Source organism: Microbacterium sp. NPDC090007, assembly GCF_044748345.1.
Taxonomy (GTDB): domain Bacteria; phylum Actinomycetota; class Actinomycetes; order Actinomycetales; family Microbacteriaceae; genus Microbacterium.
On sequence record NZ_JBIVFV010000001.1, the window covers coordinates 720,838 to 746,212 of the forward strand.

Below are 25,375 nucleotides of genomic sequence, written 5' to 3' on the forward strand. Positions count from 1 at the left end.
GCGTCCGGGTGTTTCGGACACTCGACGTTGGAACGGACGCGCGTTGATCGTCGCGCGGGCATCCGCCCGTGCCAACGTGGACACATGCATCCGAAGTCCACCGGCCCTGACGCCGGCCCCATTCGCGCCGACGAGGCGGAAGTCCTCCCCCCGGATGAGCGATTCGACGCTCTCACGTCCGGGTTGATCGAGGGTGTGCGCTCGCGCGACGACCTGGCCGGGCTCGTCCTCTTGGGCTCAGCCTCGGATGCGGGTGAGTACCGTCGCGACGAATGGTCGGATCACGACTTCTTCGTCTTGACGCACGCGGGGCGAGGCGAAGAGGCGCGGGCGGATCTGGGTTGGCTGCCCGATCGGCATCGCGTGGTGCTCATCGCCCGCGAAGGCGCGATCGGGTTCGTCGCGATGTACGACGACGGCCACGTCTTCGAGTTCGCCCTGGCCGAGCCGCCGGAACTCGCCGGGGCGGTGGCCGGAGACGCCAGCGTCGTGGTCGACTCCGCGGATGTGACCGCACGGCTCGTCGCCGCCGGTCAGCAGGAAGCTGCCGCCCGTGACGCGTTCGACCCCGTCAACGACACGAACCTCCTGCTGGTCAAGATCTTCCTCGGCATGGGGAGGACCCGACGCGGAGAGGTAGTGAACGGCGGTCAGTTCGTCCGGTTCCACGCCGTCACTCACCTCGTGCGCGCGATCCGGGCCCTCCACCCCGGTGCCGAACCGGGGTCGCGCGATCGAATCGATCCGACGCGACGGTTCGAGCAGGATTATCCGGAATGGGCGGCCGAGATCGCCGACGCCCTGGATCGACCGGTCGCCGACGCCGCTCGCTCCCTCTTCGACCTGGCCGTCCGCATCCTGCGACCCGGCTGGGACGAGTTCCCCGACCGCGCGGCCGACGCGATTCGTCGCCGTCTCGCGTGGTGAGTCTGCGACCGCGCGCGGCAGGCGCGAGCTGCGAATCGTTGCTCTCGATCTCAATGGGGTGAGTGGTGCGTTCTCGCGCCCGCCCCTCGCGCTCCTCGTGCGCCACCTGCCCGCGTGCCTGGTGGTTCGCCGGCGTGCAGGCTTCCGGAGGGCTCCTCGCCGCCGCGGCCGGCGAGCACGAGAGGCGGCGCTTCGCCGAGACCGACGAGTTCGATCCGGCGCGATTCGTGGATTCCGACAAATGCATACATGTGGTCTCGGGACGACGAGCCAGCCGTCCCCCGGCTCGATCAGCGCCCTCGCCCCGCCGCCCCCGCTATGTCAGCCTGGCGGTATGCGCACGACCATCGCCGGCCTCGACGTCCACACCTCGCACGGCGCCGTCGCCGGGCGGGACGTGCTGCTGTGGCATCACGGATCGCCGCAGACCGGGGCCATCCTCGAGCCCGTCCGTGCGGCGGCCGAGGCGCGCGGGCTCGCGGTCGTCTCGGTGGCGCGACCCGCGTACGCCGGATCGCCGCGGGTGGCCGGGCGCCGTGTCGTCGACGTCGCGCGAGGGCTGCAGCCGGTGCTTCAGAGGCTGGGGGTGGCATCCGTCGTCTCGGTGGGAGCCTCGGGCGGGGGGCCGCACGCGCTCGCGTGCGCCGCGGTCATGCCGCAGCTCGTTCGCGCGGTGGTGATGTTCGCGTCTCCCGCCCCCTTCGTCGACGAGCCGTGGTGGTTCTGCGGCATGCAGGCGCCCGGCGGACTCCTCGCCGCCGCGGCCGGCGAGGACGAGAGGCGGCGCTTCGCCGAGACCGACGAGTTCGATCCGGTGCAGTTCGTGGATGCCGACTACGCCGCGCTGCAGGGCGAATGGGCGTCGCTCGGAGCCGACGCCGGAGCGGCCGGCGCCGACGGACCGGACGGTCTCATCGACGACGACCTCGCCTTCACCCGGCCGTGGGGGTTCGCGCCGGAGGAGGTGACGGCATCCGTTCTGCTCGTGCAGGGGGAACGCGACCGGGTGATCCCGCCCTCCCACGGGCGGGCGCTCGCCGCCGTGCTGCCGCACGCGACGCTCGCACTGCACCCCGACGACGGGCACGTCTCGGTGCTGCGCCACCTGGGGGCGGCGCTGGCGCGGGTGTGAGATCCGCTCAGCGCTGCGGCGGCAGGGTGAACCAGTCGGGGAACTCGTTGTCGGACACCACACCGTTCTGGTCGCCGACGGTGAAGATCGTGTGCGGGTCGAGGTTCAGGGTGTCGCCGGCGTAGAGGGCGTTGTTGTCGCGACGGGCGTGGTTGAGGATCTGCAGCAGATCCTCGCTGAGGCAGAAACGCGCCGCGATGGTCGAGAACACATCGCCCGGGGCGGCGACGTACGCCACCGGCACTCCTGACGCGTCGACCGTCGCTTCGCCCGTGGCCGTGTCGAAGAGACCGCGATCATGGGGGATGGTGAGCGTCCGCCCGCCCAACTGTTCCGGATCCGTCGCGTCGAGCACCGGGTAGGAGGGGGAGACCTCGCTGCACGGCCCCGAGTCCGAGACCCGCGGTGCCGACGTCCCCGGGGTCGCGACCGCGGCCGGAGCGGTGCTGCTCGGACGCGGATCGACCCTCTCGACCAGCGGCGCCGGCGGCGCGCACGCGCTCAGCATCACCGTCAGGACGCCGATCCCGATCACCGTCGTCGCGCGTGTCGCCCCCATACGTCGAAGTGTACGGATGGGGGCCTCTCGGCCGCGAGACTGCACGCGGCTGACGACTCGGCGACATCCTGACGCCGTCTCGTCAGCGGGATGCAGTCTCGCGGCCCGGGGCGGCGCGGCCCGGGGCGGCGCGGCCCGGGGCGGCGCCGCCCGGCGCAGCCCGGCCCGCCGCGCGCAGCAGCGCCTCGCCGACCGCGGCGACGACGGCGGCCAGGGCCAGGGCCACCGCGATGGTGGCGAGCGCGGTGGCGGGGCCGGTGGCATCCAGTGCCGCTCCCGCGATCACGCCGCCGACCGGAACGCCCAACGACATCGCGGCGGTCGGGTACGCGAGGGTCTCGGTCACGCGCCCCTCGGGGGCGCGGGCGGATGCCACGAGGATCCCCGACACCATCACCGGAGACACCGCGAGACCGAGCAGCAGGATCACCGCGAACAGCGCCGGAGCCGACCCCTGCGCGAACGGCAGGGCGACCGCGACGGCCGCCGCGAGCGCGGCGAATCCGATGTAGCGCGCGGCGGGCGAGAGTTTCCACGCCCGCGCCCCGGTGATGACCGAACCGACCGCGATGGCCACCGCCAGGGCGCTGAACGCGGGGCCGGCGAGCCACGGCCGCTCGCCGAGCTCGGCCCAACCGACCAGGCCCACATCGAACGCGCCGAACACCCCGCCCAGGGCGACGCACGCCAGGGCGATCGGGATCACGCCCGCCGGCGGCAGCACCATGGCCCGGCGTCGGGGGCCTCGCGGGGTCGGCGGGGGCTGCGTGCCCCGCTGCGCGGCGAGCCACACGCCGCCGATCACCCCGAGCCCCAGCGAACCGAGCATCGCCACCGCCGGATCGAGGGCGGCCGCGACGGCGGTGATCGCGGGCGGCCCGGCGATGAACACCATCTGGTCGGCGATCGTCTCGAGGGCGAGAGCGGCGGTGCGCTGCGAGGGCGGGGCGAGCACCGTCCACCGCGCGCGGACGGCCGAGGTCAGGTCTGGCGTCGCCGCCCCGGTCACGAACGCCGCGATGAGCCAGGTCCACAGCGGCGCGCCCGTCAGCACCAGGGCGAGGAACGCGGATGCCGCGAGCACGAGGCATCCGAGCGACACCAGGATGACGCGCGCCTGACCGAACCGGTCCATGCGCGACGACCACAGCGGGGCCGCGATCGCCATCCCGCCCACGAGGGGAGCGACGACGAGCCCCGCGGAGGCGAAGCTGCCCGTCGCCGCCGACACGAGGAGGATGATCCCGAGCGACAGCGTCGCGCGGGGGAATCGCGCGAGAATGCCGGCCGCGACGAAGCTCCGGGCGCCGGGCAGCCGCAGTACCGCGCCGTACGCGCGGACGCCGGCGGCCGGGGCGGCGGCGACGCTCACGCGGGCACCGTCCAGGTGGCGGCGTGCGCGATCCTGTCGCCGCCGCTGGCCGCACGACTGCTGACGGACGGGCGTGCGGCGCCTACACCACGGATCTGCAGGAGTCGTGCGCGCTCCGAGCGGTTCACGCGACGTAGTCGAATCGGCTGATCTCTTCGAGCGCCTCGACGACGAACGACACGCTGTCCTCGAACAGTGCGGCGCCGTGCGCGGCGCTCGCGCCGGTCGGGTCGCCCAGGACACCGGTGGGGCCGAAGTCGTTCGACAGCCACCCGAACGTGACCGGCTTGCCGTTGAAGCCGATGTGGCGGAAGTCCCCGATGTGCGCCGGCACCGTGGCCTCGAACTTCGTGGCATCCACGAGCTCGGGACGCAGGTGCATGATCATGCTCGTCTCGCCGTGTCCGGCGTGGATGCCGGTTCCGTGCTCGTCGGGGCCCCCGTCGGTGCCGTCGAACGAGGGCACGCGGGCGGCGGGCATGAAGAACGTGCGCAGCCCGAATCGACGACGCAGCTCGCGGTTCGCGACGTTCAGCAGCGCCACGTTGCCGCCGTGGCCGTTGAGGAACACGAGCGTGCGGGCGCGGGTCGTCAGCAGCGAACGACCGATGTCGACGACCGTCTGCATCATCGTCTCGGGCGTCAGCCACAGGGTCCCCGGCGCCCACGAGTGCTCGTCCGACTTGGTGATCGACAGCGTCGGCAGCTGCCAGACGTCGAGCCCCCGGGCCGCAGCCCGCGCGACGGCGGCCGTGGCGGAGGCCTCGGCGACGATGGCATCCGTCGCCAAGGGCAGATGCGGACCGTGATGCTCGATCGCACCGGTGGGCAGCACGACGATGGATCGCTCGGTCAGGGCCTCGGCCGCGGCGGGACCGCTGAGCTCGGCGAGCAGACGCGTCATCGGATGGCCCCCTTGCGGGCGCCGGCGTACGAGGGGTTCAGCTTGCCGGGGTTGAGCAGGCCGTGCGGGTCGGTCACGCGCGCGGTCTCGACGGTCTGCTCGATGTTGAAGTCGACGTTCCACTGGTGCGGGTTGTGCACGCCCACGCCGATCGCGTTGAGCTCCGCGATACCGCGGTACACGTCGTCCTCACTGACGTAGGGGGCGGCGAGCATGCCGATGGGGTGCTGCCTCGTCGACTCGATGTGCAGGTGCGACCCCGCGAAGACGGCCTCGACCGCCGCGATGTCCTCGGCGAGCGGGGCCCCGGCCACCTCGAGGTGGAACACCTCGTGCGGCTGGCTCTTCTGGAACCACTCGATCGGGTGGTTGTAGCTGAGCATCGACAGGCGGATGCTCGCCTGCGGCCCCTCGCGCACCGCCTCGACGCGCCCGCCCGCGCCCTCGATGATCGCGGTCACGGCGTCGATCTGCGCGGCATCCAGGATCACGCGCAGGCTCGACCGGCCCGCCGGGATGGCGTCGTCGGAGGGGAGGGATGCCGAGATCTCGGGGCCGTCGCCCGAGACCAGGCGGGGGGAGGGTTCGAGATTTCCGATCGTCTGCAGCACCGACAGGGTCCCGGCGAAATCGGGGAAGCTCGCCCACAGCCCGCGCCACTCGCGGAGCGGCTCGAGGCGCACTGTCGCGCGGACGATCACGCCCGCGGTGCCGTAGTTGTGCACGTACTTCTGGGCCTCGTCGCCCTCGACGTGGATGATGTCGGCGCTGCCGTCGGCGTGCACGACGTCGAGGGCGGCGACGAAGCCGCGGTCGTTCGAGCCGTGCTCGATCGACCCGGTGCCGCCCGAGCCGCCCGAGAGGAAGCCGCCCAGGGTGGACTGCGCGGTCGAGGGATACATCCACAGCGCCTGGCCGGCCGCCCACGCGGCCTGCTCCAGCAGCACCATCGGGGCACCGGCCTCGGCGGTGACGTAGCCGTCGCCGACCTCGACGATGGCCTTGGCGCGGGTGGTGTCGATCACCAGGCCGCCCCGCATCGGGATGCCCTGGCCGTAGTTGCCCGTGCCCTTGCCGCGGACGGTGACGGGGACCCCGTGGCGGGATGCCGCGGCCACGGCCGTGGCGATCTGTTCGGCATCCGCGGCGAAGACGACGAGGTCGGCGAGGCCCAGGGGCAGCTGGGCCGCGATGATCGGCGACATGGGGGAGCCGTCGACGCTGGCGCGTTCGCGGACGCGCGGTTCGGTGCTGACGGCGGCGGGCCCGAGCAGGTCGAGCAGTTCGTCCTCGAGGGAGAGGACGCGGGTGGCGGTGTCGCTCATGGGGTGTCTCCGGTAGGGAACGGTGGGGCGGAGGCCGGGGGTGGGACTGGCCGCGGCGCGGCGGGTCTTGCGGTGCGGTGGCGCGGGCCGGTCGGCGACGGCTCGTCCGCGCGGTGGGGGATCGGGCGCCGAAGGCGTCGAGACTGCATCTCGCTGACATCTCTGCGGCAGGTTGTCACCGAGTCGTCAGCGAGATGCAGTCTCGCGGGGAAGGCGACCCGGGGCACGGCCCGGCCCGCGCGAGGCGGACCGGGCCGGTCGGGATCAGAACGAGATGCTCGAGTCGATGAATTCGTTCGTGTAGAGGTCGGCCGAGGTGTAGCCCGCCGCGGGCGGGGTGCCGAGGTCGGTGTAGATCGTGCTCGCCTTGGTGAAGAAGTCGTCGAAGCGGGCCTCGTCGAAGTTGCCGTAGGTCGAGTCGGGGCCGTTGCCGACCAGGCCCAGGTCGATCTGCGTCTGGACCGAGTAGTCGGCGACGCCCTGCGTGTACGTCCAACCGGTGGCGTACTGGTCGACGAGCGTGAGGATGAGCGCGTTCGCCGCGGACGGGTCCTCGTAGTAGGCCACACCCGCCTTCTGCAGCACGGGGACCAGCTTCTCGAGGCAGGGGCTCAGCTCGTCGAAGTCACCGGCCTTGACCGAGACCGCGGACTGATAGGTCTGCCATCCGGCGTCGTGGATGAGCGCGAAGTCGACGGGCTTGCCCCACGCCGAGACCTCGTTCTGGTACACGTACGGCTCGGCCGAGGCGAAGCCCTGCTGCATGTCCTTGCCGCCGGCGGCGACGAAGTTCGAGGGCGTGCCGTCGTACGACCCGTCCAGGATGGCCGCCTCCGCCAGGCCGGCGCTCTTGAGGTACTCGATGTACGCCGATCCGTCGAAGTAGCGCCACACGCCGCCGTTGGACGCGAGGGCGTCCTTGACGTCATCCACCGTCTTGACGTCCGGGTAGGTCGCGGGGTCCCACATCACCATGGTCGGGCTGATCTCCAGGGGGGCGAACACGGCCTTGGTCGCAGTGGTGTCCGACAGCTGGACCGCCTCGTCGGTGCTGATGTAGCCAAGGGTGATCGCGTCGTCCTGGTACATCTGCGCCGACACCGTCTGGAACCCGATCGCGGGGCCGCCGGCGCGGATCTCGAGGTCGACGCCGGTGTACTCGCCGTCCGACATGAGGGGGCCGGTCACCGCCTTGGTGTTGGCGTCGATCGTGTAGTCGTCCTTGATCATCTCGTAGAGGTGACCGTGCTCGGCCTCGGGGTTCCAGTCGGTCTGGACGACGACGGTCGAGGGGCAGTCGGCCGAGAGATCGACGGAGCCGATCTCCCTGTCGGGCGCGGGCGCGCTCTCGGCGGCGCTACCGGCGCACGAGGTCAGGGTGAGGGCGATCGCGACGGCGCCGGTGACGGCGGTGCCGCGGAGGAGGGTGGAGCGCTGCATGCTGGTTCGCTTTCTGTGACGGTGGGACTGTCGGGTGCAGGACGGTGCGTGGGTCGGGGACGGGGTTTTCGGGGACGCCGGACACCGCCCCCCGCACATCGCGTGCGGGGCAGGCATGGCATCCGGGATCGGGGTCAGAGGGTGCTGTCGTACCAGCGGCCGACGGCCGCTTTCGACAACCAGCCGAACAGGGCGAAGATCGCCACGCCGAGCAGGCAGGCCGCGAGGATCGCGGCGAAGAGCTCGGCGCTTTGCAGGCGCGACTGGTAGTTGGCGATCAGCGAGCCGATCCCCGGTTCGCCGCGGCGGAAGAAGTAGTCCCCGACGATCGCGCCGATGACCGAGAGCCCGGCGGACGTGCGCATGCCGACGAAGATCGAGGGCAGGGCCGCGGGCAGGGTGAGCTTGGTGAGCACCGTCCATCGATCGGCCTTCTGCAGGCGGAAGAGTTCGCGCTGCGACTTGTCGACCGACTGCAGACCGAACAGGGTGTTGGACACCATCGGGAACAGCGCGATCAGCACGCACACGATCACGCGGGCGAGGAACTCGTAACCGAACCAGAACCCCACCAGCGGCACCAGGGCGAGGATCGGGATGCACTGCAGCACCACCGCGTAGGCGTAGGTGGAGCGCTCGACCCAGCGGGCCATCGACATCGCGATGGCCCAGCCGATGCCGATGACCATCGCGACCGCGAGCCCGGTGAGGGCGACGCCGGTCGTGCGGAACAGGGCGACCCAGATGTCGGCGCCGACCTGCGGGTCGAAGAACCCGAGGGTGAACATCTCGTGCGGCATGGGCAGGAGGAACCCCTTGCCCGAGGCGCTGAGCGCGATCGAGACGCCGTACCAGGCGCCGACGAGGACGACGAGCACCCCGAGCGGCGGCCCGACGAGGGCGGCGTTGGCGCCGAAGCCACGGCGACGGGCCCTGCCGCGCGGGCGCGGCGGTTCGATCGGCGGAGGGGTGGATGCCGTGGACGCGGCCGACTCGACGACGACCGGCTCTGCGGAGGTGGTGCTCATGAGTGTCCTTCCCGGAGGGCGTGGGAGACCTCGCCGACGAGCTTCGCGAATTCTCCCGTGTAGCGGATCTCGGGGTCGCGCGGCAGGTCGAAGGGGACCTCGAAGGTGTCGACGAGGTGTCCGGGGCGGCCCGACATCACGACGACCTTGGTGGAGAGGTAGACGGCCTCGGAGACCGAGTGGGTGATGAACAGACCCCCGAAGCGCTGGGCGACGAAGATCTTGATGAGCTCGTCGTTCAGGCGTTCGCGGGTGATCTCGTCGAGCGCGCCGAACGGCTCGTCGAACAGGAACAGCTCGGGGTCGAGGGTCAGCGAGCGTGCGAGCGAGGTGCGCATCTTCATGCCGCCCGACATCTGCTTGGGCAGGTGCTTCTCGAAACCGCTCAGCCCGACCAGGTCGATCGCCCATTGCGCCTTCGGCGCGCGGACGCGCTTGGGCTGCCAGTTGAGCTCGGCGAGCAGTTCGACATTCGAGCGCACGTCGCGCCAGGGCAGCAGGGTCGCGTCCTGGAAGACGTAGCCGATGCGGTCGGTGTTGACCGACGCCGTTCCCTCGCTCGCCGACTCGAGGCCGGAGGCGATGCGCAGCAGGGTCGATTTGCCGCAGCCGGAGGGGCCGACGACGCTGACGAACTCGCCGCGGCCGACGGTGAGGTCGACGCCCGAGAGCGCGGTGGTGCCATTGGGGAACGTCATGGCGACGTTGCGGAAGTCCAGCAGGGGCGCGGTGGGATCCGCGACGGATGCCGGGGCGGGAGAGGCCAAGGTCACGGGGGCGCTCACTTTCCGTTGGGGGCGGGTTACGACGCCGTCGCGGGTGCGGCGGAGCGGGTGGGGACGGATGCCGCGGTCTCGGTCGAGACGGTGGTGCGGCTGACGAGCCGGCCGCGATGGATCACGACACGGTCGGCGCTGGCGAAGGCGACGGCGTCGCCGAGGGAATCCGCACGCACGGCCACCAGATCGGCGCGCGCGCCGGGGACGGGGCCGGCTGCGGGCAGGCCCATCACGTCGCGCGCACCGGCGGTGACGGCGTCGAGGGCGTCCTCGGGGGCGAGGTGCCCGGCGCTGACGAGCAGGGACGCGGTCTCGAGGTGGTCGCACCGGCCGACGGGGTTGAAGGGGTCGCGCACGTTGTCGGCTCCCGCCGCGACGCGCACGCCGGCCGCCTTGAGGCGACCGATCGGCGCGATCGCGCGGGGCACGGCGTGGTCGGCATCCCATCCCTGCAGGTACAGGTTGGTGATCGGCAGGGCGATGACGCCGATGTCGGCCGCGCGCACCTGATCGGCGAGCGCGGCGAGGTCGGTGGCGGCCATCATGCTCAGGCGCACGCAGTGGCCGGCCGTGCGGGGGTGGGGCGAGCCCGTGACCGCACGGGCGTAGGCGGCCAGGGTGTCGGCGCCGGCGAGGCTCTCGTCGGTGTGCAGGTCGAGGCCGACGCCGCGACGCCGGGCGATCGCGACGAGACGGTGCAGGTCGGCGATCGGGTCGTCGGCGAGGTGCGGGGCGCCGCCGACCAGGTCGACACCGAGATCGAGCGCCGCGTCGAAGACCGCATCGGGCACGGTCGGGCCGCCGAGGGCGACGAGCTCGATGTCCATCAGGCCGGCGAGCTCGTCGCGCAGTCGCACGAGAGCACGCACCCCGGTCAGGGCGTCGTCGCCGCGGAGCAGGTCGACGTGCGTGCGGACGGCGGTGATCCCGGATGCCAGCATCCGCAGCGCCGTCGAGCGGGCCCGGCGCACGGTGTCGTCCTCGTCGAGGGTCAGGGCGAAGGCGTGCCAGCTCTCGATCGCACGCTCCAGGTCGCCGAATGGCGGGTGGATGGCATCCCAGGACTGCGCCTTGTCGAGGTGCGCGTGCGGTTCTGCCCCCGCGGCGGTGACGAGGTACCCGGGCAGGTCGAGGATCAGACCGTCGGTGTCGGGCAGGGGGCTGCCGGCCGGCACCACCGCGAGCACCTCGTCGCCGTCGAGGGCGATGTCGACGACGGCGCCCGAGGTGAGGCGCACGCCGCGCAGAGCGGCGAGGGGAGCGGGTGGAGCGGCGGACACGAGGGCCTCCGGGAGCGTTCGGGCGAGTGACGAGACGAGAGCCACCACAGCGGGGCGAGCCGCCGGGGCGGCTGCGTCAGTGTTGGTGTGACCAACATCCGGCGTTGTTCCGATGCTAGGAATGGCGCGTTTCCGCTGTATTTCCCCCGCGTGACCCTCTCGACAAAGTTGTCGGACAGGCTGGAGCGGCCGGCCCGCGCGTGCGCCGAGAACAGGGGATGCCGCGAAAACAGGCCGATTCCGTTCGGATCGTCCTGTTGCGGTGGCATCCCCTGTTCTGGTGACGGGGTCCCGCCCGCCCAGGGCTCCGGCGCCGGCGGCGGGAGGGGCTCCGGCCCCTCCGACGGGTCTATGGACCCGCGTGCGGGGCGGCTGAGCTCGTCGGAGCCGCGAGCGACCCCATCGCGCCCCGTCGGCGTCAGAGCTCGAGCATGATGCGCGCGCAGGCGGCCCGCGAGACGCACGGCATCATCGTGCGATTGGCATCCTGCTCTTCCGGCGACAGCACCGAGTCGCGGTGCTCGACGTCGCCGTCGACGACGGCCACCTCGCACGTGCCGCACGTGCCGACGCGGCAGCTCGAGGGCACGACGACGTCGTGCTCCTCGGCCACGTCGAGGATGCTGCGCCCGGGTGGCACGGTGAGGGTCAGGCCCGACATCATCAGGTCGACCTCGAAGGGCTCCGCCCACACGGGGTCGCCGAGCACCTTCGCCTCGAACCGCTCGACATGCAGGCTGCCGCGGGGCCAGCCCGCCATGGCATCCTCGAGCCCTTCGAGCAGCCGCGCGGGACCGCACGAATAGACGACGGTGCGGGCGACCGGGGTGGCGAAGCGGTCCGACAGGTCGAGGCGGCGCCCCTCATCGGCGGCGAAGACCTCGACGCGCTCGCCGTAGCGGGACGCGAGGTCGCCGACGAAGGCCATGGCGGCGCGCGAGCGCCCGGCGTAGAGCAGCGTCCAGTCGGCTCCCGCGGCCTCGGCCGCCTCGACCATCGGCATGATCGGGGTGATCCCGATGCCCCCCGCGACGAAGACGTACGATCGCCCGGCGGTGGGCGCGAAGAGGAAGTGGTTCGCCGGCCCCCGCACCGGCAGCGTCGCCCCGACGTGGGCGTTGTCGTGCAGCCATGCCGAGCCTTCGCGCTCGCGCAGGACGCCGATGCGCCAGGTGCCGCGCGCGGCCGGCGAACCGCAGAGCGAGTACTGCCGCTCCAAGCCGCTCGGCAGCACGACGTCGATGTGCGCCCCCGGCGACCAGTGCGGGAGCGTGCCCGTCGCACGCTCGAGATCGAGCACGACGACGCCGTCCGCGGCGTGGTGACGCCCGGTCACGACGGCCTCGAAGGTCACTCCTGCGCTCATGCGTTCTCCTTCTCGCTCAGACGTCGGCGGGGTCGTCGGCGCCGTCGCCGTGGACCACTTCTTTCACGATGAGCAGGCGGTAGGTCGAGCCGTCGGGCGAGTGCCACCGGTGCGGCGTGCCCGATCGGCAGTACACCGAGTCACCCACCGTGAGGGTGCGCTCTCCGAACGGTCCGAACGAGATGACGACGCTGCCCTCGAGAACCGTGACGAACTCGTCCTCGGCGTGGACATAGTGGTCGCCGGGGGCGTCGTTGGATCCCGTGAACTCGAGTGGTTCGAAGCGGCGCGGGCCCTCGGCCAGAAGACGGGCGGTCCCTTCGGCGTAGGGTCCGACGACGCCCTCGCCCGCCGCGACGAACGAGGGCCGGGAGTCCTGTCCGGCACGCGGGGGTTCGGAGCCGGCGATCAGCTCGACGCGGCTGGTGCCGAGCGCCCGGGCGAGTCGCTCGAGGCTGGCCATGCTGGGTCGCGCGAGACCGCGCTCCAGCTGGCTGAGGAAGGGGTGCGAGAGGTCGGCCGCCTCGGCGAGTTGCGTCAGCGTGAGGCCCCTCGCCTTGCGCAGGGATCGCAGGTGCGCACCGAGGCGTTCATCGCTGGATCGGGTCGGTGGAAGCGGTGCCGGTGGTGCCATGAAGGTCATCGTGTCACCCTCTCGAACAGGCGGGCGACGATCTCGCCCTCGTCGGCGGTCGTCAGTCGCCCCGCGTCGACGAGGACGCGCCCGCCGACCACGACGGTGCGGGGGCGCCGCCCGGGCGAGGCCCACAGCAGTCCCGCGACCGGGTCGGCGACCCCCGCGTCGGCGACGCCCGAGACGTCCCACAGGCACAGGTCCCCAGCCGAGCCCGGCGTGAGGCGGCCGAGCTCGGTCCGCCCGAGCCCGTCGGCCGACCCCGAGGTCGCCATCGCCAGCACTTCGGATGCCGGCAGCTGCGGCCCGACGAGGGCGGAGACCTGCATCGCCAGACGGGCGTCGGCGAGCAGATGTCCGGCGTCGTTGCTGCCGCCGCCGCTCGTTCCCAGCCCGACGGTGATCCCGGCGTCGCGTAGCGCCCGCACCGGGGCGATCCCCCACCCCATCGGCACGTCGCACCCCGGGGCGTGGGTGGCCGATGCCCCGGATGCCGCGACCCGCTCGATCTCGTCGGGTGTCACGTCGCACAGGTGGGCGAGGGTCACGTCGGGGGCGAGCCAGCCCCAGTCCTCGAGGAGGTCGAGGGGCCGGCGTCCGTAGCGGTCGAGGGCGATCTCGACGTCGACGACCTCGTTGGCCTGGGTGCGTCGGCGCAGCCCGTGACGGCGGGCGACCTCGCCGAGCAGCTCGAAGGTCTCGCGCGGGTCGCTGTGCACGCCCGCGGGGCCGACGGCGACCTGGAGCATGCCGTCGGCGCTGACACCGCCGGGACGGTCGGCGACGAGGGCGTCGACGATCGCCTCGGCCGACGCCGCGGCCTCGTGCGGGTCGTCGCGGGCCGCCCCGCGGACGAAGACGAGGCGCGCTCCGAGGGCGGTCGCGGCGTCCGCCGCCGCCCTCGCCATGCCGACGGTGTCGGCGCCGGACGGCCAGGTGAGGTGGTGGTCGGCGACGGTCGTCACCCCGCTGAGCAGGGATTCGGCCACCCCCGCGCGGGCGGCGAGACCGGTGAGCTCGGGGTCGATCCCCGCGGCGGTGTACGCGGTGGCCATGGCCGGCAGCCATTCCCGCATCGGGATGCCGCGGGTGCCCGGGAGCGTGCGGAACGCCGTCTGCAGAAGGTGGTGGTGGGCGTTGACCAGGCCGGCGGTGACCACGCATCCGCTCGCGTCGAGGATCTCGGCATCCGTCGTGTCGGCCTTGTCGACCACGACCCCGTCGGCGATCACGACCTCGCCGGTGCGTACGCGGCCGGCGTCTTCGACGACGGCGACCGCCCCGCGCACGACCAGGACGCTCATGCGCTCCTCGCACCGCATGCGATCGCTCCGTGACCGGGGAGCGCCTCTCCGCCGTGGAGGCGGAGGCCGGCGCCCTCGCGCAGGGGCCGGGCGTCGGCGCGGTGACGGGATGCCACGATCTCGGCGACCACCGACAGCGCCGTCTCTTCGGGCGACGACCCGCCCAGGTCGAGGCCCAGGGGGGAGTGCAGGCGCGAGAGCTCGGCATCCGTCACCCCGGCGGTCCGCAGCAGCTGGGCGCGGCGGGCCACGGTCGCGCGCGCGCCCATCGCGCCGACGAATCCCACCGGCAGGCGCAGGGCCGCCCGCAACGCGGGGACGTCGAGGCGTTCGTCGTGCGTCAGCACGCATACGGCGGTGCGCTCGTCGGGGTCGTCGAGGGTGGCGAGGTACTCGTGCGGGGCGGCGACCACCACCTCGCGGGCCTCGGGAAAACGCGCGGGCGTCGCGAGCAGAGCCCAGTCGTCGCACACGGTGACCGCGAATCCGGCGGCCGCGCCGACGCGGCAGAGGGCGGCCGCGTGCTCGCCGGCGCCCAGGATGATCAGGCGCGGTGCCGCGGGGCGGTGCAGGACGAGGGGCTCTCCGTCGAGCTCGAGTCGCAGAGTGGTTGCTCGTCCGGCGCGTGCCGCGTCGAGGGCGGGTCGGGCGTCCGCGTCGATCGGGTAGGCGACGACGTCGACCGCACCGCCGCACGCGAGCCCCGCGGCGATCGGGGTGACGGTCCCCTCGGCGGTGAAACCGAATCGCGCGCGCCGGATGGTCCCGGTGCGCAGGGCGTCCAGGCCCAGCATGACGGCGTCGCTCTCGACGCAGCCCCCCGAAATCGATCCGACCACGCGCGCGTCGCGCGTCACGGCGAGACTCGCGCCGACGCCGCGCGGAGCACTGCGCACCACCGCGGTGACCGTGACGGCCGCGACGGGGACGCCGGCATCCAGCAGCGGCACCAGATCGGCGGCCAGTTCGAGCATGGACGCGACGGTAGTCGGGGCGTGTTTCGCGCACGCTACGCTGTCGTGACCATGCCGCCCGAGCCCGTTGCCGCCGTCGCGGGACTGGTGCTGGCCGCGGGCGCGGGTCGGCGTTTCGGGGGCCCCAAGGCCCTCGCGCGCACGGCGGCGGGGACACCGTGGCTGGCGTTGGCCGTGCGGGCGCTGCAGCAGGGCGGATGCAGGGACGTCACCGTCGTGCTCGGCGCGGGCATCGACGAGGCCGCGCCGCTCGTGCCGGTCGGGGCGTCGGTCGTGCGGGCCGACGACTGGGCCACGGGGGTCGCGGCGTCGCTGCGCGCGGGACTGTGCGCGATCGCCGAGGGCGACGCGGTCGCCGCGCTCGTGCTGCCGGTCGACACCCCCGACATCGTTCCCGCCGCCGTCGCGCGGCTGCGCCGCAGGGCCGCGCCCGACGCCCTCGGGCAGGCGACGTACGGCGGGGCGCCGGGGCATCCCGTGCTGCTCGGGCGCGCGCACTGGGCGCCGCTGTCGGCCGCGGTGCGCGGCGATCTCGGCGCGCGCCCGTATCTCATCGCGCGGGATGCGGAGCTGATCGAGTGCGGCGACCTGTGGTCGGGCGCCGACCACGACGAACGTCCCTGACCGCCCCGGCGTGCGCGCGGTGTGCGCCGCGGGTCGCATCGCACCCGCGGCAGCCGGCCCCCGAGGCCGCGCGCGCGGCGGCCGGGCCGAGACCACCCGCGGCGGAACCGCTCAGCCCGGCGGCGAGGGAGCCAGTCGGTAGAGGATCCGCGGACGTCCGCGTGCCCCGTAGCGGTGCGCCAGGTCCAGCACTCCCGTCGCGACGAGGTGCTCGAGGTAGCGCTGGGCGGTCGCGCGCGAGAGGCCGCACGCCGTGGCGACCTCGGAGGCCGACGCGAACGACACCGGGTCGAGGCTCGCGCGCACCCGCTCGAGGGTGACCTCGGCGAGGCCCTTCGGCAGCGCCGCGGGTGAGGTCCGCGCGGGCACGCGCACGCTGCCCGTTCCCATCAGACGGTCGATGTCGCTCTGCGACAGCGCCCGTTCGCGATCGGCCGCGGTGCGGGCGCGGCGCTCCTCGCGATACGTGTCGAGGCGGCGTCGCAGCACGTCCTGCGTGAAGGGCTTCACGAGGTAGCCCACGACGTGGGCGGCGAGAGCCTGGCGCACCGTCACCTGGTCCTGCGACGAGCTGATGACCAGCACGTCCAGTCCCTCCGCGCCGAGGGTACGCAGGCGGTGCAGCACCTCGACCCCGCTGATGTCGGGCAGGCGCATGTCGAGCAGCACCAGGTCGACCCCCTCACGGGCGCGTGCGACCGCCGCCACCCCGGTCGCGGCCGACCCGACCAGGCGAAACCCCGGCACCTCGTCGATGGAGCGTCCGTGCAGGGCGCGGGCGGCGGCGTCGTCGTCGACGACGAGCACCCGGATCGCCGGCGCCGTCATCGCGGCACCGCCATCTCGAACGAGAAACGGGCGCCGCCGAACGCCGAGCGGCTCACCAGGATCTCGCCGCCGCGGTCGCCGATCGCGCGACGCACGAGCGCCAGGCCGATCCCGCGGCCGGTGCCCCGGGCATCCCGCTTCGACGAGAACCCCGCCGCGAACGCCCGGTCGATGTCGCGGGCGTCGAGGCCCGGTCCGTCGTCGTCGACCGCGCCGTGCAGGTTGTCGCCCACCTGCGACAGCGTGCAGCGCACGCGGGAGGCGCCCGCCTCGGCGGCGTTGCGGCACAGGTTCGCCAGCACCATCAGGACGGTCTCGTCGACGGGCAGGTCGCGATCGACCTGCACCTCGAGGTGCGCGCCCAGCACCGACACCTCGGTGCGCAGCGCTTCGAGGCTCGCCCCCACGACCGAGGGACCCAGTCGCGTGTCCGACGGCTCGCGGGGGGTCAGCGTCGGAACGGCATCCGAGATGTAGGCGAGCGCGTCGCGGGTGTCGCCGTGCGACACCAGACCGTGCAGCACGTGCAGGCGGGTACCGAACTCGTGCGCCTGCTCGCGCAGTGCCGTCACGGTACGGGCGGTCTGCTCCTGCTCGGCCGCGAGCGCGTCGGCGCGGCGGAAGCGCCTCTCGATCGCCGCCGCGAGCAGTGACGAGGCCAGGGTCCCGGCCACGAGCGCCCCCAGACTCCACGGCAGCAGTGCGCCGAGCGCCTCGTCGCGCTCGGACAGGATCCGCGACTCGAGTACCCCGACCGCGACCATGCCGACGACGGCGTCCCCGTCGCGGATCGGCACCTTGGCGCGCAGCGAACTCCCGGACGGTCCGGTCTCGGTGCCCAGGAACGGCGTCCCCGCGAGCACACTGGCGTTGGCCGTCTCGACCTGGCGGCCGCGCTGCGCCGTGTCGGGGTGGGTGATGCGGACCCCCTCGTCGTCGGTCACCACCACGTAGAACACCCCCGTCGTCTGCTCGACGAGATCGGCCAGAGGCTGCAGCACCGTGGTCGCCGGGGCGAGGTCGATCGCGTCGGCGAGATCGTCGGGTGCACCGGAGTCCGAGACGGATGCCGCGGCGGCCCGCACGTCGTCGAGCTCGGCGAGCCCCGTCGCCACGTCGAAGACGCGGTCGGCGGTGTCGTCGCGGATACGGCGCTCCTGCACCGATGCGGCGATCACCGTCGTCAGGCCCACCGCGGCGAGCACGATGAGGCTCGGCAGCACCACCAGCGCACGCCGCACGGCCCGGGCGGTGGCCGGGGACGGGGACTCGCGCATGGGGCTCTCTTTCGCACGCAATATGAGCACAAAGCGCAGGAGGGGTGCGCTGCGCCCGCTCCGGCTGAGAACGTCGTCGCATTCTGCGTGACGACGACGTTCGCGAGGAGGAGCTGTGATGACGGAGCCTACGCTCTCACCTGTCCCTGACCACCCACCGGCCGACCGGCCGCGCCGCCGATGGATCGGCCGCATCGCGGGCGGAGCGGTCGCGGCGACGGCCATCGCCGTCGCCGCCTACGGCTCGGTCACGTCGGCATCCGCCGGTGACGACATCCACGCGTCGATGACGATCATCGCCCCCGCCGCGGCGGGCGGCGGATGGGACGGCGTCGCGCGCGAGCTGCAGCAGGCCCAGAAAGCCAACGGACTGGTCAACAACGTCCAGGTGGTCAACATGCCGGGCGCGGGCGGAACGATCGCCCTCGGCAACGTCTCGGTGCTTTCGGGTCAGCCCGGCAACCTGCTCGTCGGCGGCACCGGACTTCTGGCCGCCACCGTCCAGTTCGGCTCGGCCGCCACCCTGGACGACGTCACCCCGCTGGCCGTGATGGTCGAGGAGTACGACGTGATCGTCGTTCCGGCGGATTCGCCGTTCCAGACCCTCGACGACCTCGTCGCGGCCTGGAGGCAGGACCCCCGCGCCCTGCCGTGGACCGGGGGAGGGTCGTTCGATCAGCTGGTCGTCGCCGAGCTCGCGCTCGCCGCCGACATCGCGCCCGTCGACATGACCTACATCTCGTCCGACGGCGGCGGCGAGGCGATCCAGGCTCTGTTGAACGGCACCGCCCAGGCCGCCGCGGGGGGATACCCCGACAACATCGACCAGATCGAATCGGGACGTCTGCGCGCGCTCGCACTGGTGGCGGCCGAGCCGATCGAGGGCATCGACATCCCCACCGCCGTCGACCAGGGCTACCAGGTCGGCCTCACCAACTGGCGCATGCTCGCCGCGCCCAGCGGGCTCAGCGACGAGCAGGTGGACGGGCTCACCGAGCTGGTGCTCGAGTCGGTCGCCACGCCCGAGTGGGCCGACGCCCGCGCCCGGTACCACTGGACCGAGCGCCTGATCACCGGCGACGACCTCGACGCCTTCCTCGTCGACGAACGTGAGCGCATCGAGCTGCTGTACGAGGAGATGGGCCTGTGATGCCGTCGAACAACCCCACGTCCGTGTCGGCGACCGTCGGCGACCGCCTGCGTTTCCAACGCGGCAGCGGCCTGCGCGGGATCGCCAAGGCGCTCATCATGCCGGGGGTTCTCGCGGCTTTCGCGGTGTACCTGCTCGTGGGCATCGTCACGATGCGGGTGCCCGCCAACGCCGCCTTCCCGGGACCCCAGTTCTTCCCCGGCATCATCGCCGCGGGGCTGTTCGTCCTCGCGGGCGTCCTCGCCGTGGGCGCGGTCCGTGCCGCCCTGGTCACCCCCACGATCGATGAGGAAGAGGTCGGGGAACGGGCGGTGCGCGTCGACTGGCGCTCGTTCGCCTGGGTCGCGGGGTCGTTCCTGGCGTTCGCGTTCCTGCTCGGCATCCTGGGCTGGATCATCGCCGCGGCGCTGCTGTTCACCGGGATCGCTCGCGGGTTCGGGCAGCGCCGGCTGCTGTTCGCGGCGCTGGTCGGCCTCACGATCAGCTCGCTCAGCTACATCGCCTTCGACATGGGGCTGGGCTTGTCCCTGCCCTCCGGAATCCTCGGTTGGAGCTTCTGACATGGACGCACTGATCCTTCTCGGCGAGGGGTTCGCCGGGGCGCTGACGTGGCAGAACCTCATCTGGGTCGTCGTGGGCTGCGTGCTCGGCACGGCGGTCGGCGTCATGCCGGGACTCGGGTCGTCGATGGCGGTGGCGCTGCTGCTGCCGGTGACGTTCTCGCTCGATCCCACCGCGGCGTTCATCATGTTCTCGGGGGTGTACTTCGGCGGCCTGTTCGGCGATTCCACGACCGGCATCCTGATGAACACCCCCGGACAGGCCTCGGCGATCGCGTCCACGTTCGAGGGCCACAAGATGGCCCTGAACGGTCGGGCCGCGCAGGCGTTGGCCACCGCGGCGATCGGCGCCTTCATCGGCGGCATGGTCGCGGCATCGCTGCTCGTCTTTTTCGCGCCCCTGCTGGCGGGGCTGTCCAGCAGCTTCGGCCCCGCGGAGTTCTTCGCCCTCGCGATCTTCGCGTTCGCCGCGACCTCGTCCGTCGTGACCGACAGCGCCGCCAAGGGGCTGGCCTCGCTGTTCCTGGGGCTGGGCATCGCGGTGGTCGGCGTCGACGGCGTCACCGGGACCCCGCGCTTCACGCTGGACTCGCCGAACCTGTTCGACGGCATCTCGCTCGTGACGGTGACCGTCGGCATCCTGGCCCTGGGCGAAGTGATCCACGTCGCGGCGCTGGAGCGCCACGTGCGGGGCGGCGCGATGGTCCGGCCCTCGGGGCGGCCCTGGCTGACGCGCCGCGAGTTCCGCGAGGCGGCGCCCGCCTGGCTGCGCGGCGCGGCGATCGGCCTGCCCTTCGGCGTCGTGCCGGCGGGTGGCTCCGAGATCCCGACGTTCCTGGCGTACGGGCTCGAGAAGCGCCTCGACGGGCGTCGCAAGAAGCCGATGTTCGGCACGGGGGCGATCCGCGGTCTCGCCGCTCCCGAGGCCGCCGGCAACTCGACCACCGGCATGGCGATGGGATCGCTGCTCGCGCTCGGCCTGCCGGTGTCGGCGACCGCGGCGATCATGCTCGCCGCGTTCCGCCAGTACGGGCTCCAGCCCGGGCCGCTGCTGTTCGAGCGTTCGCCCGACCTGGTGTGGGCGCTGATCGCGAGCTTCTTCCTCGCCATGATCGTGCTTCTGGTGCTCAACCTGCCGTTCGCGATGCTGTGGGCCAAGCTGCTGCTGATCCCCCGCCCGTACCTGTACGCCGCGATCGCGGTGTTCTGCGGACTCGGCATCTACGCGACGTCGGGGGCGACCTTCGACCTGCTGCTGCTGCTGGCCATCGGCCTGCTCGGCTTCGTCATGCGGGCGCACGACTATCCGCTCGCGCCGCTCATCATCGGCATGGTGCTCGGCCCGTTGGCCGAGACGAGCCTGAGGGATGCCGCGATGAGCGCGAACGGCGATCTGACGACGCTGCTGCAGGGCCCGATCGTGCTCACCATCTACGCGGTGCTGCTCGTGGTGCTGCTGGCCGCAGGACGCAACCGCCTCCTTGCCCGCCGTCGGGCGGCCGCCGCGCGCGCGAAGGAGCCCGTCGAGGTCGCGTGACGCAGGCCCGCGAGCGGGCGGGGTGCTACGGCGTCCCGCCCGCTTCGCCGCGCACCGGGAGCTCCGGTGGCGCCGAGGGGCTGCGTGGTGCGCTCACCGGTGTCCGATGGCGCCGCTGAATGGCACCCGCTCTTGTCTCACTCGTGGCGGCGCGCCGGTCCTCACGCGCTTGCGCAATTTTGTCGTGCCTCTAGACAAAACCCCCTTCGGTGGATATTTTTTCGGAGCCGTCATAATTCGACGGACCACAGAGCCGGGACGACGACGTACCCGATCCGACGCCGGGGAGGGCGCGGGTGCGACCAACGGGGGTCCCTGCAGTTCAGAGAGGAACGCAGATCACATGCTGAAGAAAATCCTGACCGGTGCGGCCATCGCGGCACTGGCCGTGGGCCTGGGGGCCTGCAGCTCCACGCGCCCGGCCGACGGCGGTGCCGCCGGAGGGGCGAGCGGGGACTGCAACGTCGGCATCGCCATGCCCACCCGCAGCCTCGAGCGCTGGATCAACGACGGCGAGCAGCTGCAGCAGAAGCTCACCGACGCGGGCTGCACCGTCGACCTGCAGTACGCCGACAACAAGACCGACCAGCAGATCAGCCAGATCCAGAACCAGATCTCGGGCGGCGCGAAGATCCTCGTGATCGCCGCGATCGACGGATCGACCCTGGGCCCGGTGCTGCAGGAGGCCAAGGCGCAGAACGCCACGGTCATCGCCTACGACCGCCTCATCAACGGCAGCGAGAACGTCGACTACTACGCCACCTTCGACAACTACAAGGTCGGCACGCTGCAGGGCCAGTACATCGAGGAGCAGCTCGGCCTCAAGGACGGCGCGGGCCCCTTCAACCTCGAGCCCTTCGCCGGCAGCCCCGACGACAACAACGCCAAGTTCTTCTTCGCCGGTGCCTGGGACGTGCTCCAGCCCTACGTCGAGAGCGGGAAGCTCGTCGTCCCCAGCGGCAAGTCGCCCGCCAACGACGACGCGTGGGCGTCGATCGGCATCCAGGGCTGGGCGTCCGACAAGGCTCAGGCCGAGATGGACAACCGCCTCTCGTCGTTCTACGGCGACGGCAAGAAGGTCAACGTCGTGCTCTCGCCCAACGACAGCCTCGCCATCGGTATCGAGGCGTCGCTGAAGTCGGCCGGATACACCCCCGGCGCCGAGTACCCGCTGATCACGGGACAGGATGCCGACAAGGCCAACGTCAAGGCGATCCTCGACGGCGCGCAGGCCATGACGGTCTGGAAGGACACCCGCGCCCTCGGCGACCGCGTCTTCACGATGATCCAGCAGATCAAGGACGGCCAGGAGGTCGAGGTCAACGACACCGAGACCTACGACAACGGCAAGAAGGTCGTGCCCTCGTACCTGCTGACCCCCGAGGTCGTCGTCAAGGACGACGTGCAGTCCAAGCTCATCGACTCGGGCTTCCTGAAGGCCTCCGACGTCGGGCTCTGAGCCTCACCGGCCGGGGCGGGTGCGCCCGCCCCGGCCTCTTCCCGCGGCGCAGCGGGCCCACCCGCCTCGCCGCTCGATCCTCGCCACCCCGACGGAGGAAGTACAACCATGACCGAACCGATCCTGCGCATGGCGGGGATCTCGAAGTCGTTCAACGGCGTGCCGGCCCTCGCCGACGTGTCGATCGACGTGTACCGCGGTGAGGTCCACGCGATCTGCGGCGAGAACGGCGCCGGCAAGTCGACACTGATGAAAGTGCTCAGCGGCGTCTATCCGACGGGCGCGTTCGAGGGCACCATCACCCTCGAGGGCGAGCAGATGGCGTTCCGCTCGATCAACGACAGCGAGGCCGCCGGCATCGTCATCATCCACCAGGAGCTGGCGCTGAGCCCCTACCTGTCGATCGCCGAGAACATCTTCCTCGGCAACGAGAAGTCCAGGCGCGGTGTCATCGACTGGAACGCGACGAACACCGCCGCAGCCGACCTGCTCAAGCGCGTCGGCCTGCGAGAGAATCCCGCGACCAAGATCTACGAGCTCGGCGTGGGCAAGCAGCAGCTCGTCGAGATCGCCAAGGCCCTCGCCAAAGAGGTGAAGCTGCTCATCCTCGACGAGCCCACCGCAGCCCTCAACGACGACGACTCCGCGCACCTGCTCGACCTGATCGACCAGCTGCGCACGCAGGGGATCACCTGCATCATCATCAGCCACAAGCTCAAAGAGGTGCTGCGCATCTCGGATCGCATCACGATCATCCGCGACGGTCGCACGATCGAGACGATGCGCCGCGACGACCCCGAGACCGACGAGGGGCGCATCATCCGCGCCATGGTCGGTCGCGACCTGAACAGCCTCTTCCCTCCGCGCGAACCCGACATCGGCGATGAGCTGTTCCGGGTCGAGAACTGGACCGTCCACCACCCCGTCGACACCGAACGCGTCGTCATCCAGGACGCGTCCTTCATGGTGCGCGCGGGTGAGATCGTCGGATTCGCGGGACTCATGGGCGCCGGGCGCACCGAGCTCGCGATGAGCATCTTCGGGCGCATGTACGGCACGGGCATCTCGGGCGAGGTCTACAAGAACGGTCAGCAGATCGACGTCCGCACGGTCGACGCCGCGATCAAGCACGGCATCGCCTACGCCACCGAGGACCGCAAGAAGTACGGCCTCAACCTCATCGGCGACATCCAGGTCAACGTCTCGGCATCCGCCCTCGCGCGTCTCGCCCGCCTCGGCGTGGTCGACCGCTACCGCGAGTACAAGGTGGCCGATTCCTACCGCTACAAGATGAACATCAAGGCGCCCAGCGTCGCCGCGATCACCGGTCGCCTCTCGGGCGGGAACCAGCAGAAAGTGGTCCTGTCGAAGTGGATGTTCACCGGACCCGACGTGCTGATCCTCGACGAGCCCACGCGCGGCATCGACGTCGGGGCCAAGTACGAGATCTACGGCATCATCAACGAACTCGCGGCCCAGGGCAAGGCCGTCATCGTCATCTCGTCGGAGCTGCCCGAGGTCATCGGCCTCTCCGACCGCATCTACACCATCTCCGAGGGACGCATCACGGCCGAGGTCAGCCGCGACGACGCGACGCAGGAGACCCTCATGCGGCACATGACCGCCGGAAGGAACTGACTCACATGGCCACCGCATCCACCCAGACGGTCGACGCGCCGTCACAGCCGGGTCCGCGCCGCCGCGGCCTGCTCGCGCGGATCAACTTCCGCCAGTTCGGCATCCTCGCCGCCCTGGTCATCATCATCGTGCTGTTCCAGGCGCTCACCGGCGGCCGTCTGCTCATGCCGGGAAACGTCAACAACCTCATCCAGCAGAACGCCTACGTGCTGATCCTCGCGATCGGCATGGTCATGGTCATCATCGCCGGCCACATCGATCTGTCGGTCGGCTCGGTGGTGGCGATGGTCGGCGCGATCGCGGCGATCGCCATGAACCAATGGGGCCTGCCCTGGTTCGTGGCCGTGCTCCTCTCGCTCGTCGTCGGCGCGGTCGTGGGCGCCTGGCAGGGCTTCTGGGTCGCCTTCGTCGGCATCCCGGCGTTCATCGTGACCCTCGCGGGGATGCTCCTGTTCCGTGGACTGACCCTCGTGCTCCTCACCGGCGGCACGATCAGCGGGCTGCCCGACGGCTTCACCGCGATCGGCGCGGGCTGGCTGCCGCCCTTCCTCGGCTACGTCGGCAACTGGGATTCCCTCACCCTCGTCCTCGGTGCGATCGCCTGCGTGCTGCTGGTCGTCCAGCAGCTCCGCACCCGCGCGACGCTGCGCCGCCTGGAGCTGCCGCGCGAGCTCGCCTGGTCGTTCTGGCTGAAGAACGCCGTCGCCGTGGTCGCGATCATGGCGGTGTCGTTCACGATCGCCGCCTACAACGGCACTCCGATCGTGCTGATCATCCTCGCGGTGCTCGTGCTGGCGTACACCTTCGTGCTGAACCGCACGACCTTCGGCCGGCACATCTACGCGATGGGCGGCAACCTGTTCGCCGCCGTGATGAGCGGTGTGAAGACGAAGTGGGTCAACTTCTTCATCTTCGTCAACATGGGCGTGCTCGCGGGCCTGGCCGCGGTGGTCAGCACCGCCCGCGCCGGCGGCGCCGTGGCATCCGCCGGTCAGAATTACGAATTGGATGCCATCGCGGCGGTGTTCATCGGCGGCGCCGCCGTGCAGGGCGGCATCGGCACGGTCGTCGGCGCGGTCGTGGGCGGACTGGTCATGGGCGTGCTGAACATGGGTCTGTCGATCCTCAGCGTCGACGCCGCGTGGCAGATGGCGATCAAGGGCATCGTGCTGCTGTTGGCCGTCGCGTTCGACATCTTCAACAAGCGGCGCAACGGCGGTGTCTGACCGGATGGGGAGCGCGCCGCCGGGGCCCGCTCCCCATCCGCGCCCGCGGAGG

General features: G+C 71.8%; 23 protein-coding genes. 9 read left to right on the plus strand and 14 right to left on the minus strand.

All coding sequences use genetic code 11. From position 1 onward, the window contains the following. Positions 1-84 precede the first annotated feature (84 nt). Positions 85-927, plus strand: a complete 843-nt coding sequence (locus ACIPVB_RS03385; RefSeq protein WP_400366979.1) for a hypothetical protein — start codon at positions 85-87, stop codon at positions 925-927. Between the two features lie 334 nt (positions 928-1,261). Continuing rightward, positions 1,262-2,059 carry an alpha/beta fold hydrolase gene (locus ACIPVB_RS03390; protein WP_400366981.1) on the plus strand — a complete coding sequence of 266 codons (798 nt, stop codon included), beginning with the start codon at positions 1,262-1,264 and terminating at the stop codon, positions 2,057-2,059. A gap of 7 nt (positions 2,060-2,066) precedes the next feature. Here the strand turns inward: ACIPVB_RS03390 and ACIPVB_RS03395 are convergent, their stop codons facing one another. From ACIPVB_RS03395 to ACIPVB_RS03450, 12 genes are all read right to left on the minus strand, one after another. Then, positions 2,067-2,618 carry a LysM peptidoglycan-binding domain-containing protein gene (locus ACIPVB_RS03395; protein WP_400366983.1) on the minus strand — a complete coding sequence of 184 codons (552 nt, stop codon included), beginning with the start codon at positions 2,616-2,618 and terminating at the stop codon, positions 2,067-2,069. An 82-nt stretch (positions 2,619-2,700) separates the two neighbouring features. After that, positions 2,701-3,990: an MFS transporter gene (locus ACIPVB_RS03400; RefSeq protein WP_400366985.1), complete on the minus strand. Its 1,290-nt coding sequence runs from the start codon at positions 3,988-3,990 to the stop codon at positions 2,701-2,703. A 124-nt stretch (positions 3,991-4,114) separates the two neighbouring features. Further along, positions 4,115-4,894: a creatininase family protein gene (locus ACIPVB_RS03405; RefSeq protein ID WP_400366987.1), complete on the minus strand. Its 780-nt coding sequence runs from the start codon at positions 4,892-4,894 to the stop codon at positions 4,115-4,117. Beyond that, a complete protein-coding gene (locus ACIPVB_RS03410; protein WP_400366989.1) occupies positions 4,891-6,219 on the minus strand; it encodes an FAD-binding oxidoreductase in 1,329 nt (442 codons plus the stop codon). Before ACIPVB_RS03410 ends, ACIPVB_RS03405 begins: the two co-directional genes overlap by 4 nt. 264 nt (positions 6,220-6,483) lie before the next feature. Continuing rightward, on the minus strand, positions 6,484-7,659 hold the full coding sequence (locus ACIPVB_RS03415; RefSeq protein ID WP_400366991.1) for an ABC transporter substrate-binding protein: 1,176 nt from the start codon (positions 7,657-7,659) through the stop codon (positions 6,484-6,486). Between the two features lie 134 nt (positions 7,660-7,793). Further along, entirely contained in the window at positions 7,794-8,687 is an 894-nt protein-coding gene (locus ACIPVB_RS03420; RefSeq protein WP_400366992.1) for an ABC transporter permease, read from the minus strand. Beyond that, positions 8,684-9,460 carry an ABC transporter ATP-binding protein gene (locus ACIPVB_RS03425; protein WP_400366994.1) on the minus strand — a complete coding sequence of 259 codons (777 nt, stop codon included), beginning with the start codon at positions 9,458-9,460 and terminating at the stop codon, positions 8,684-8,686. Before ACIPVB_RS03425 ends, ACIPVB_RS03420 begins: the two co-directional genes overlap by 4 nt. A gap of 29 nt (positions 9,461-9,489) precedes the next feature. Then, positions 9,490-10,746 (minus strand): amidohydrolase family protein, encoded by a 1,257-nt coding sequence (locus ACIPVB_RS03430; RefSeq protein WP_400366996.1) that lies wholly within the window; start codon positions 10,744-10,746, stop codon positions 9,490-9,492. A gap of 418 nt (positions 10,747-11,164) precedes the next feature. Continuing rightward, positions 11,165-12,112: a PDR/VanB family oxidoreductase gene (locus ACIPVB_RS03435; RefSeq protein WP_400366998.1), complete on the minus strand. Its 948-nt coding sequence runs from the start codon at positions 12,110-12,112 to the stop codon at positions 11,165-11,167. A gap of 16 nt (positions 12,113-12,128) precedes the next feature. Continuing rightward, positions 12,129-12,755 (minus strand): helix-turn-helix domain-containing protein, encoded by a 627-nt coding sequence (locus ACIPVB_RS03440; RefSeq protein WP_400367000.1) that lies wholly within the window; start codon positions 12,753-12,755, stop codon positions 12,129-12,131. Then, positions 12,752-14,050, minus strand: coding sequence for an amidohydrolase family protein (locus ACIPVB_RS03445; protein WP_400367001.1), 1,299 nt, complete (start codon positions 14,048-14,050; stop codon positions 12,752-12,754). Before ACIPVB_RS03445 ends, ACIPVB_RS03440 begins: the two co-directional genes overlap by 4 nt. Beyond that, positions 14,047-15,024: an XdhC family protein gene (locus ACIPVB_RS03450; protein WP_400367003.1), complete on the minus strand. Its 978-nt coding sequence runs from the start codon at positions 15,022-15,024 to the stop codon at positions 14,047-14,049. The genes ACIPVB_RS03445 and ACIPVB_RS03450 overlap by 4 nt, the downstream gene beginning before the upstream one ends. A 51-nt stretch (positions 15,025-15,075) precedes the next feature. On the opposite strand from ACIPVB_RS03450, the gene ACIPVB_RS03455 reads away from it, so the two are divergent. Further along, complete coding sequence (locus ACIPVB_RS03455; protein ID WP_400368177.1) at positions 15,076-15,648, plus strand: NTP transferase domain-containing protein; 573 nt, start codon at positions 15,076-15,078, stop codon at positions 15,646-15,648. Positions 15,649-15,759: 111 nt separating this feature from the next. Here ACIPVB_RS03455 and ACIPVB_RS03460 read toward each other — a convergent pair whose 3' ends face one another. Further along, on the minus strand, positions 15,760-16,476 hold the full coding sequence (locus ACIPVB_RS03460; protein WP_400367005.1) for a response regulator: 717 nt from the start codon (positions 16,474-16,476) through the stop codon (positions 15,760-15,762). Then, the gene (locus tag ACIPVB_RS03465; RefSeq protein WP_400367007.1) at positions 16,473-17,753 is read right to left on the minus strand and encodes an ATP-binding protein; all 1,281 of its coding nucleotides are present in this window, start codon (positions 17,751-17,753) and stop codon (positions 16,473-16,475) included. Before ACIPVB_RS03465 ends, ACIPVB_RS03460 begins: the two co-directional genes overlap by 4 nt. Positions 17,754-17,871: 118 nt before the next feature. Here ACIPVB_RS03465 and ACIPVB_RS03470 point away from each other — a divergent pair, with 118 nt between their 5' ends. The 6 genes from ACIPVB_RS03470 (at position 17,872) to mmsB (ending at position 25,323) form a co-directional block, all read left to right on the plus strand. After that, positions 17,872-18,903 (plus strand): tripartite tricarboxylate transporter substrate binding protein, encoded by a 1,032-nt coding sequence (locus tag ACIPVB_RS03470; RefSeq protein ID WP_400367009.1) that lies wholly within the window; start codon positions 17,872-17,874, stop codon positions 18,901-18,903. Beyond that, a complete protein-coding gene (locus ACIPVB_RS03475; RefSeq protein ID WP_400367011.1) occupies positions 18,903-19,463 on the plus strand; it encodes a tripartite tricarboxylate transporter TctB family protein in 561 nt (186 codons plus the stop codon). Before ACIPVB_RS03470 ends, ACIPVB_RS03475 begins: the two co-directional genes overlap by 1 nt. 1 nt (position 19,464) lies before the next feature. Continuing rightward, positions 19,465-21,000, plus strand: coding sequence for a tripartite tricarboxylate transporter permease (locus tag ACIPVB_RS03480; protein WP_400367013.1), 1,536 nt, complete (start codon positions 19,465-19,467; stop codon positions 20,998-21,000). Between the two features lie 343 nt (positions 21,001-21,343). Beyond that, complete coding sequence (gene chvE, locus ACIPVB_RS03485) at positions 21,344-22,459, plus strand: multiple monosaccharide ABC transporter substrate-binding protein (RefSeq protein ID WP_400367015.1); 1,116 nt, start codon at positions 21,344-21,346, stop codon at positions 22,457-22,459. Positions 22,460-22,567: 108 nt separating this feature from the next. Next, complete coding sequence (mmsA, locus tag ACIPVB_RS03490; protein WP_400367017.1) at positions 22,568-24,097, plus strand: multiple monosaccharide ABC transporter ATP-binding protein; 1,530 nt, start codon at positions 22,568-22,570, stop codon at positions 24,095-24,097. A 5-nt stretch (positions 24,098-24,102) separates the two neighbouring features. Continuing rightward, entirely contained in the window at positions 24,103-25,323 is a 1,221-nt protein-coding gene (gene mmsB / locus ACIPVB_RS03495; protein WP_400367019.1) for a multiple monosaccharide ABC transporter permease, read from the plus strand. Positions 25,324-25,375: the final 52 nt, after the last annotated feature.

Excerpts from the sequence above, each read along its gene's own strand:
- ACIPVB_RS03435 (WP_400366998.1), bottom strand. The coding sequence starts at position 12,112 with ATGAGCGCAGGAGTGACCTTCGAGGCCGTCGTGACCGGGCGTCACCAC.
- ACIPVB_RS03460 (WP_400367005.1), bottom strand. The coding sequence starts at position 16,476 with ATGACGGCGCCGGCGATCCGGGTGCTCGTCGTCGACGACGACGCCGCC.
- ACIPVB_RS03470 (WP_400367009.1), top strand. The coding sequence starts at position 17,872 with ATGACGGAGCCTACGCTCTCACCTGTCCCTGACCACCCACCGGCCGAC.
- ACIPVB_RS03395 (WP_400366983.1), bottom strand. The coding sequence starts at position 2,618 with ATGGGGGCGACACGCGCGACGACGGTGATCGGGATCGGCGTCCTGACG.
- ACIPVB_RS03475 (WP_400367011.1), top strand. The coding sequence starts at position 18,903 with ATGCCGTCGAACAACCCCACGTCCGTGTCGGCGACCGTCGGCGACCGC.
- ACIPVB_RS03420 (WP_400366992.1), bottom strand. The coding sequence starts at position 8,687 with ATGAGCACCACCTCCGCAGAGCCGGTCGTCGTCGAGTCGGCCGCGTCC.
- ACIPVB_RS03415 (WP_400366991.1), bottom strand. The coding sequence starts at position 7,659 with ATGCAGCGCTCCACCCTCCTCCGCGGCACCGCCGTCACCGGCGCCGTC.
- ACIPVB_RS03455 (WP_400368177.1), top strand. The coding sequence starts at position 15,076 with ATGCCGCCCGAGCCCGTTGCCGCCGTCGCGGGACTGGTGCTGGCCGCG.
- chvE (WP_400367015.1), top strand. The coding sequence starts at position 21,344 with ATGCTGAAGAAAATCCTGACCGGTGCGGCCATCGCGGCACTGGCCGTG.
- ACIPVB_RS03440 (WP_400367000.1), bottom strand. The coding sequence starts at position 12,755 with ATGACCTTCATGGCACCACCGGCACCGCTTCCACCGACCCGATCCAGC.
- ACIPVB_RS03385 (WP_400366979.1), top strand. The coding sequence starts at position 85 with ATGCATCCGAAGTCCACCGGCCCTGACGCCGGCCCCATTCGCGCCGAC.
- ACIPVB_RS03390 (WP_400366981.1), top strand. The coding sequence starts at position 1,262 with ATGCGCACGACCATCGCCGGCCTCGACGTCCACACCTCGCACGGCGCC.
- ACIPVB_RS03445 (WP_400367001.1), bottom strand. The coding sequence starts at position 14,050 with ATGAGCGTCCTGGTCGTGCGCGGGGCGGTCGCCGTCGTCGAAGACGCC.
- ACIPVB_RS03450 (WP_400367003.1), bottom strand. The coding sequence starts at position 15,024 with ATGCTCGAACTGGCCGCCGATCTGGTGCCGCTGCTGGATGCCGGCGTC.
- ACIPVB_RS03465 (WP_400367007.1), bottom strand. The coding sequence starts at position 17,753 with ATGCGCGAGTCCCCGTCCCCGGCCACCGCCCGGGCCGTGCGGCGTGCG.
- mmsB (WP_400367019.1), top strand. The coding sequence starts at position 24,103 with ATGGCCACCGCATCCACCCAGACGGTCGACGCGCCGTCACAGCCGGGT.
- ACIPVB_RS03410 (WP_400366989.1), bottom strand. The coding sequence starts at position 6,219 with ATGAGCGACACCGCCACCCGCGTCCTCTCCCTCGAGGACGAACTGCTC.
- ACIPVB_RS03480 (WP_400367013.1), top strand. The coding sequence starts at position 19,465 with ATGGACGCACTGATCCTTCTCGGCGAGGGGTTCGCCGGGGCGCTGACG.
- mmsA (WP_400367017.1), top strand. The coding sequence starts at position 22,568 with ATGACCGAACCGATCCTGCGCATGGCGGGGATCTCGAAGTCGTTCAAC.
- ACIPVB_RS03405 (WP_400366987.1), bottom strand. The coding sequence starts at position 4,894 with ATGACGCGTCTGCTCGCCGAGCTCAGCGGTCCCGCCGCGGCCGAGGCC.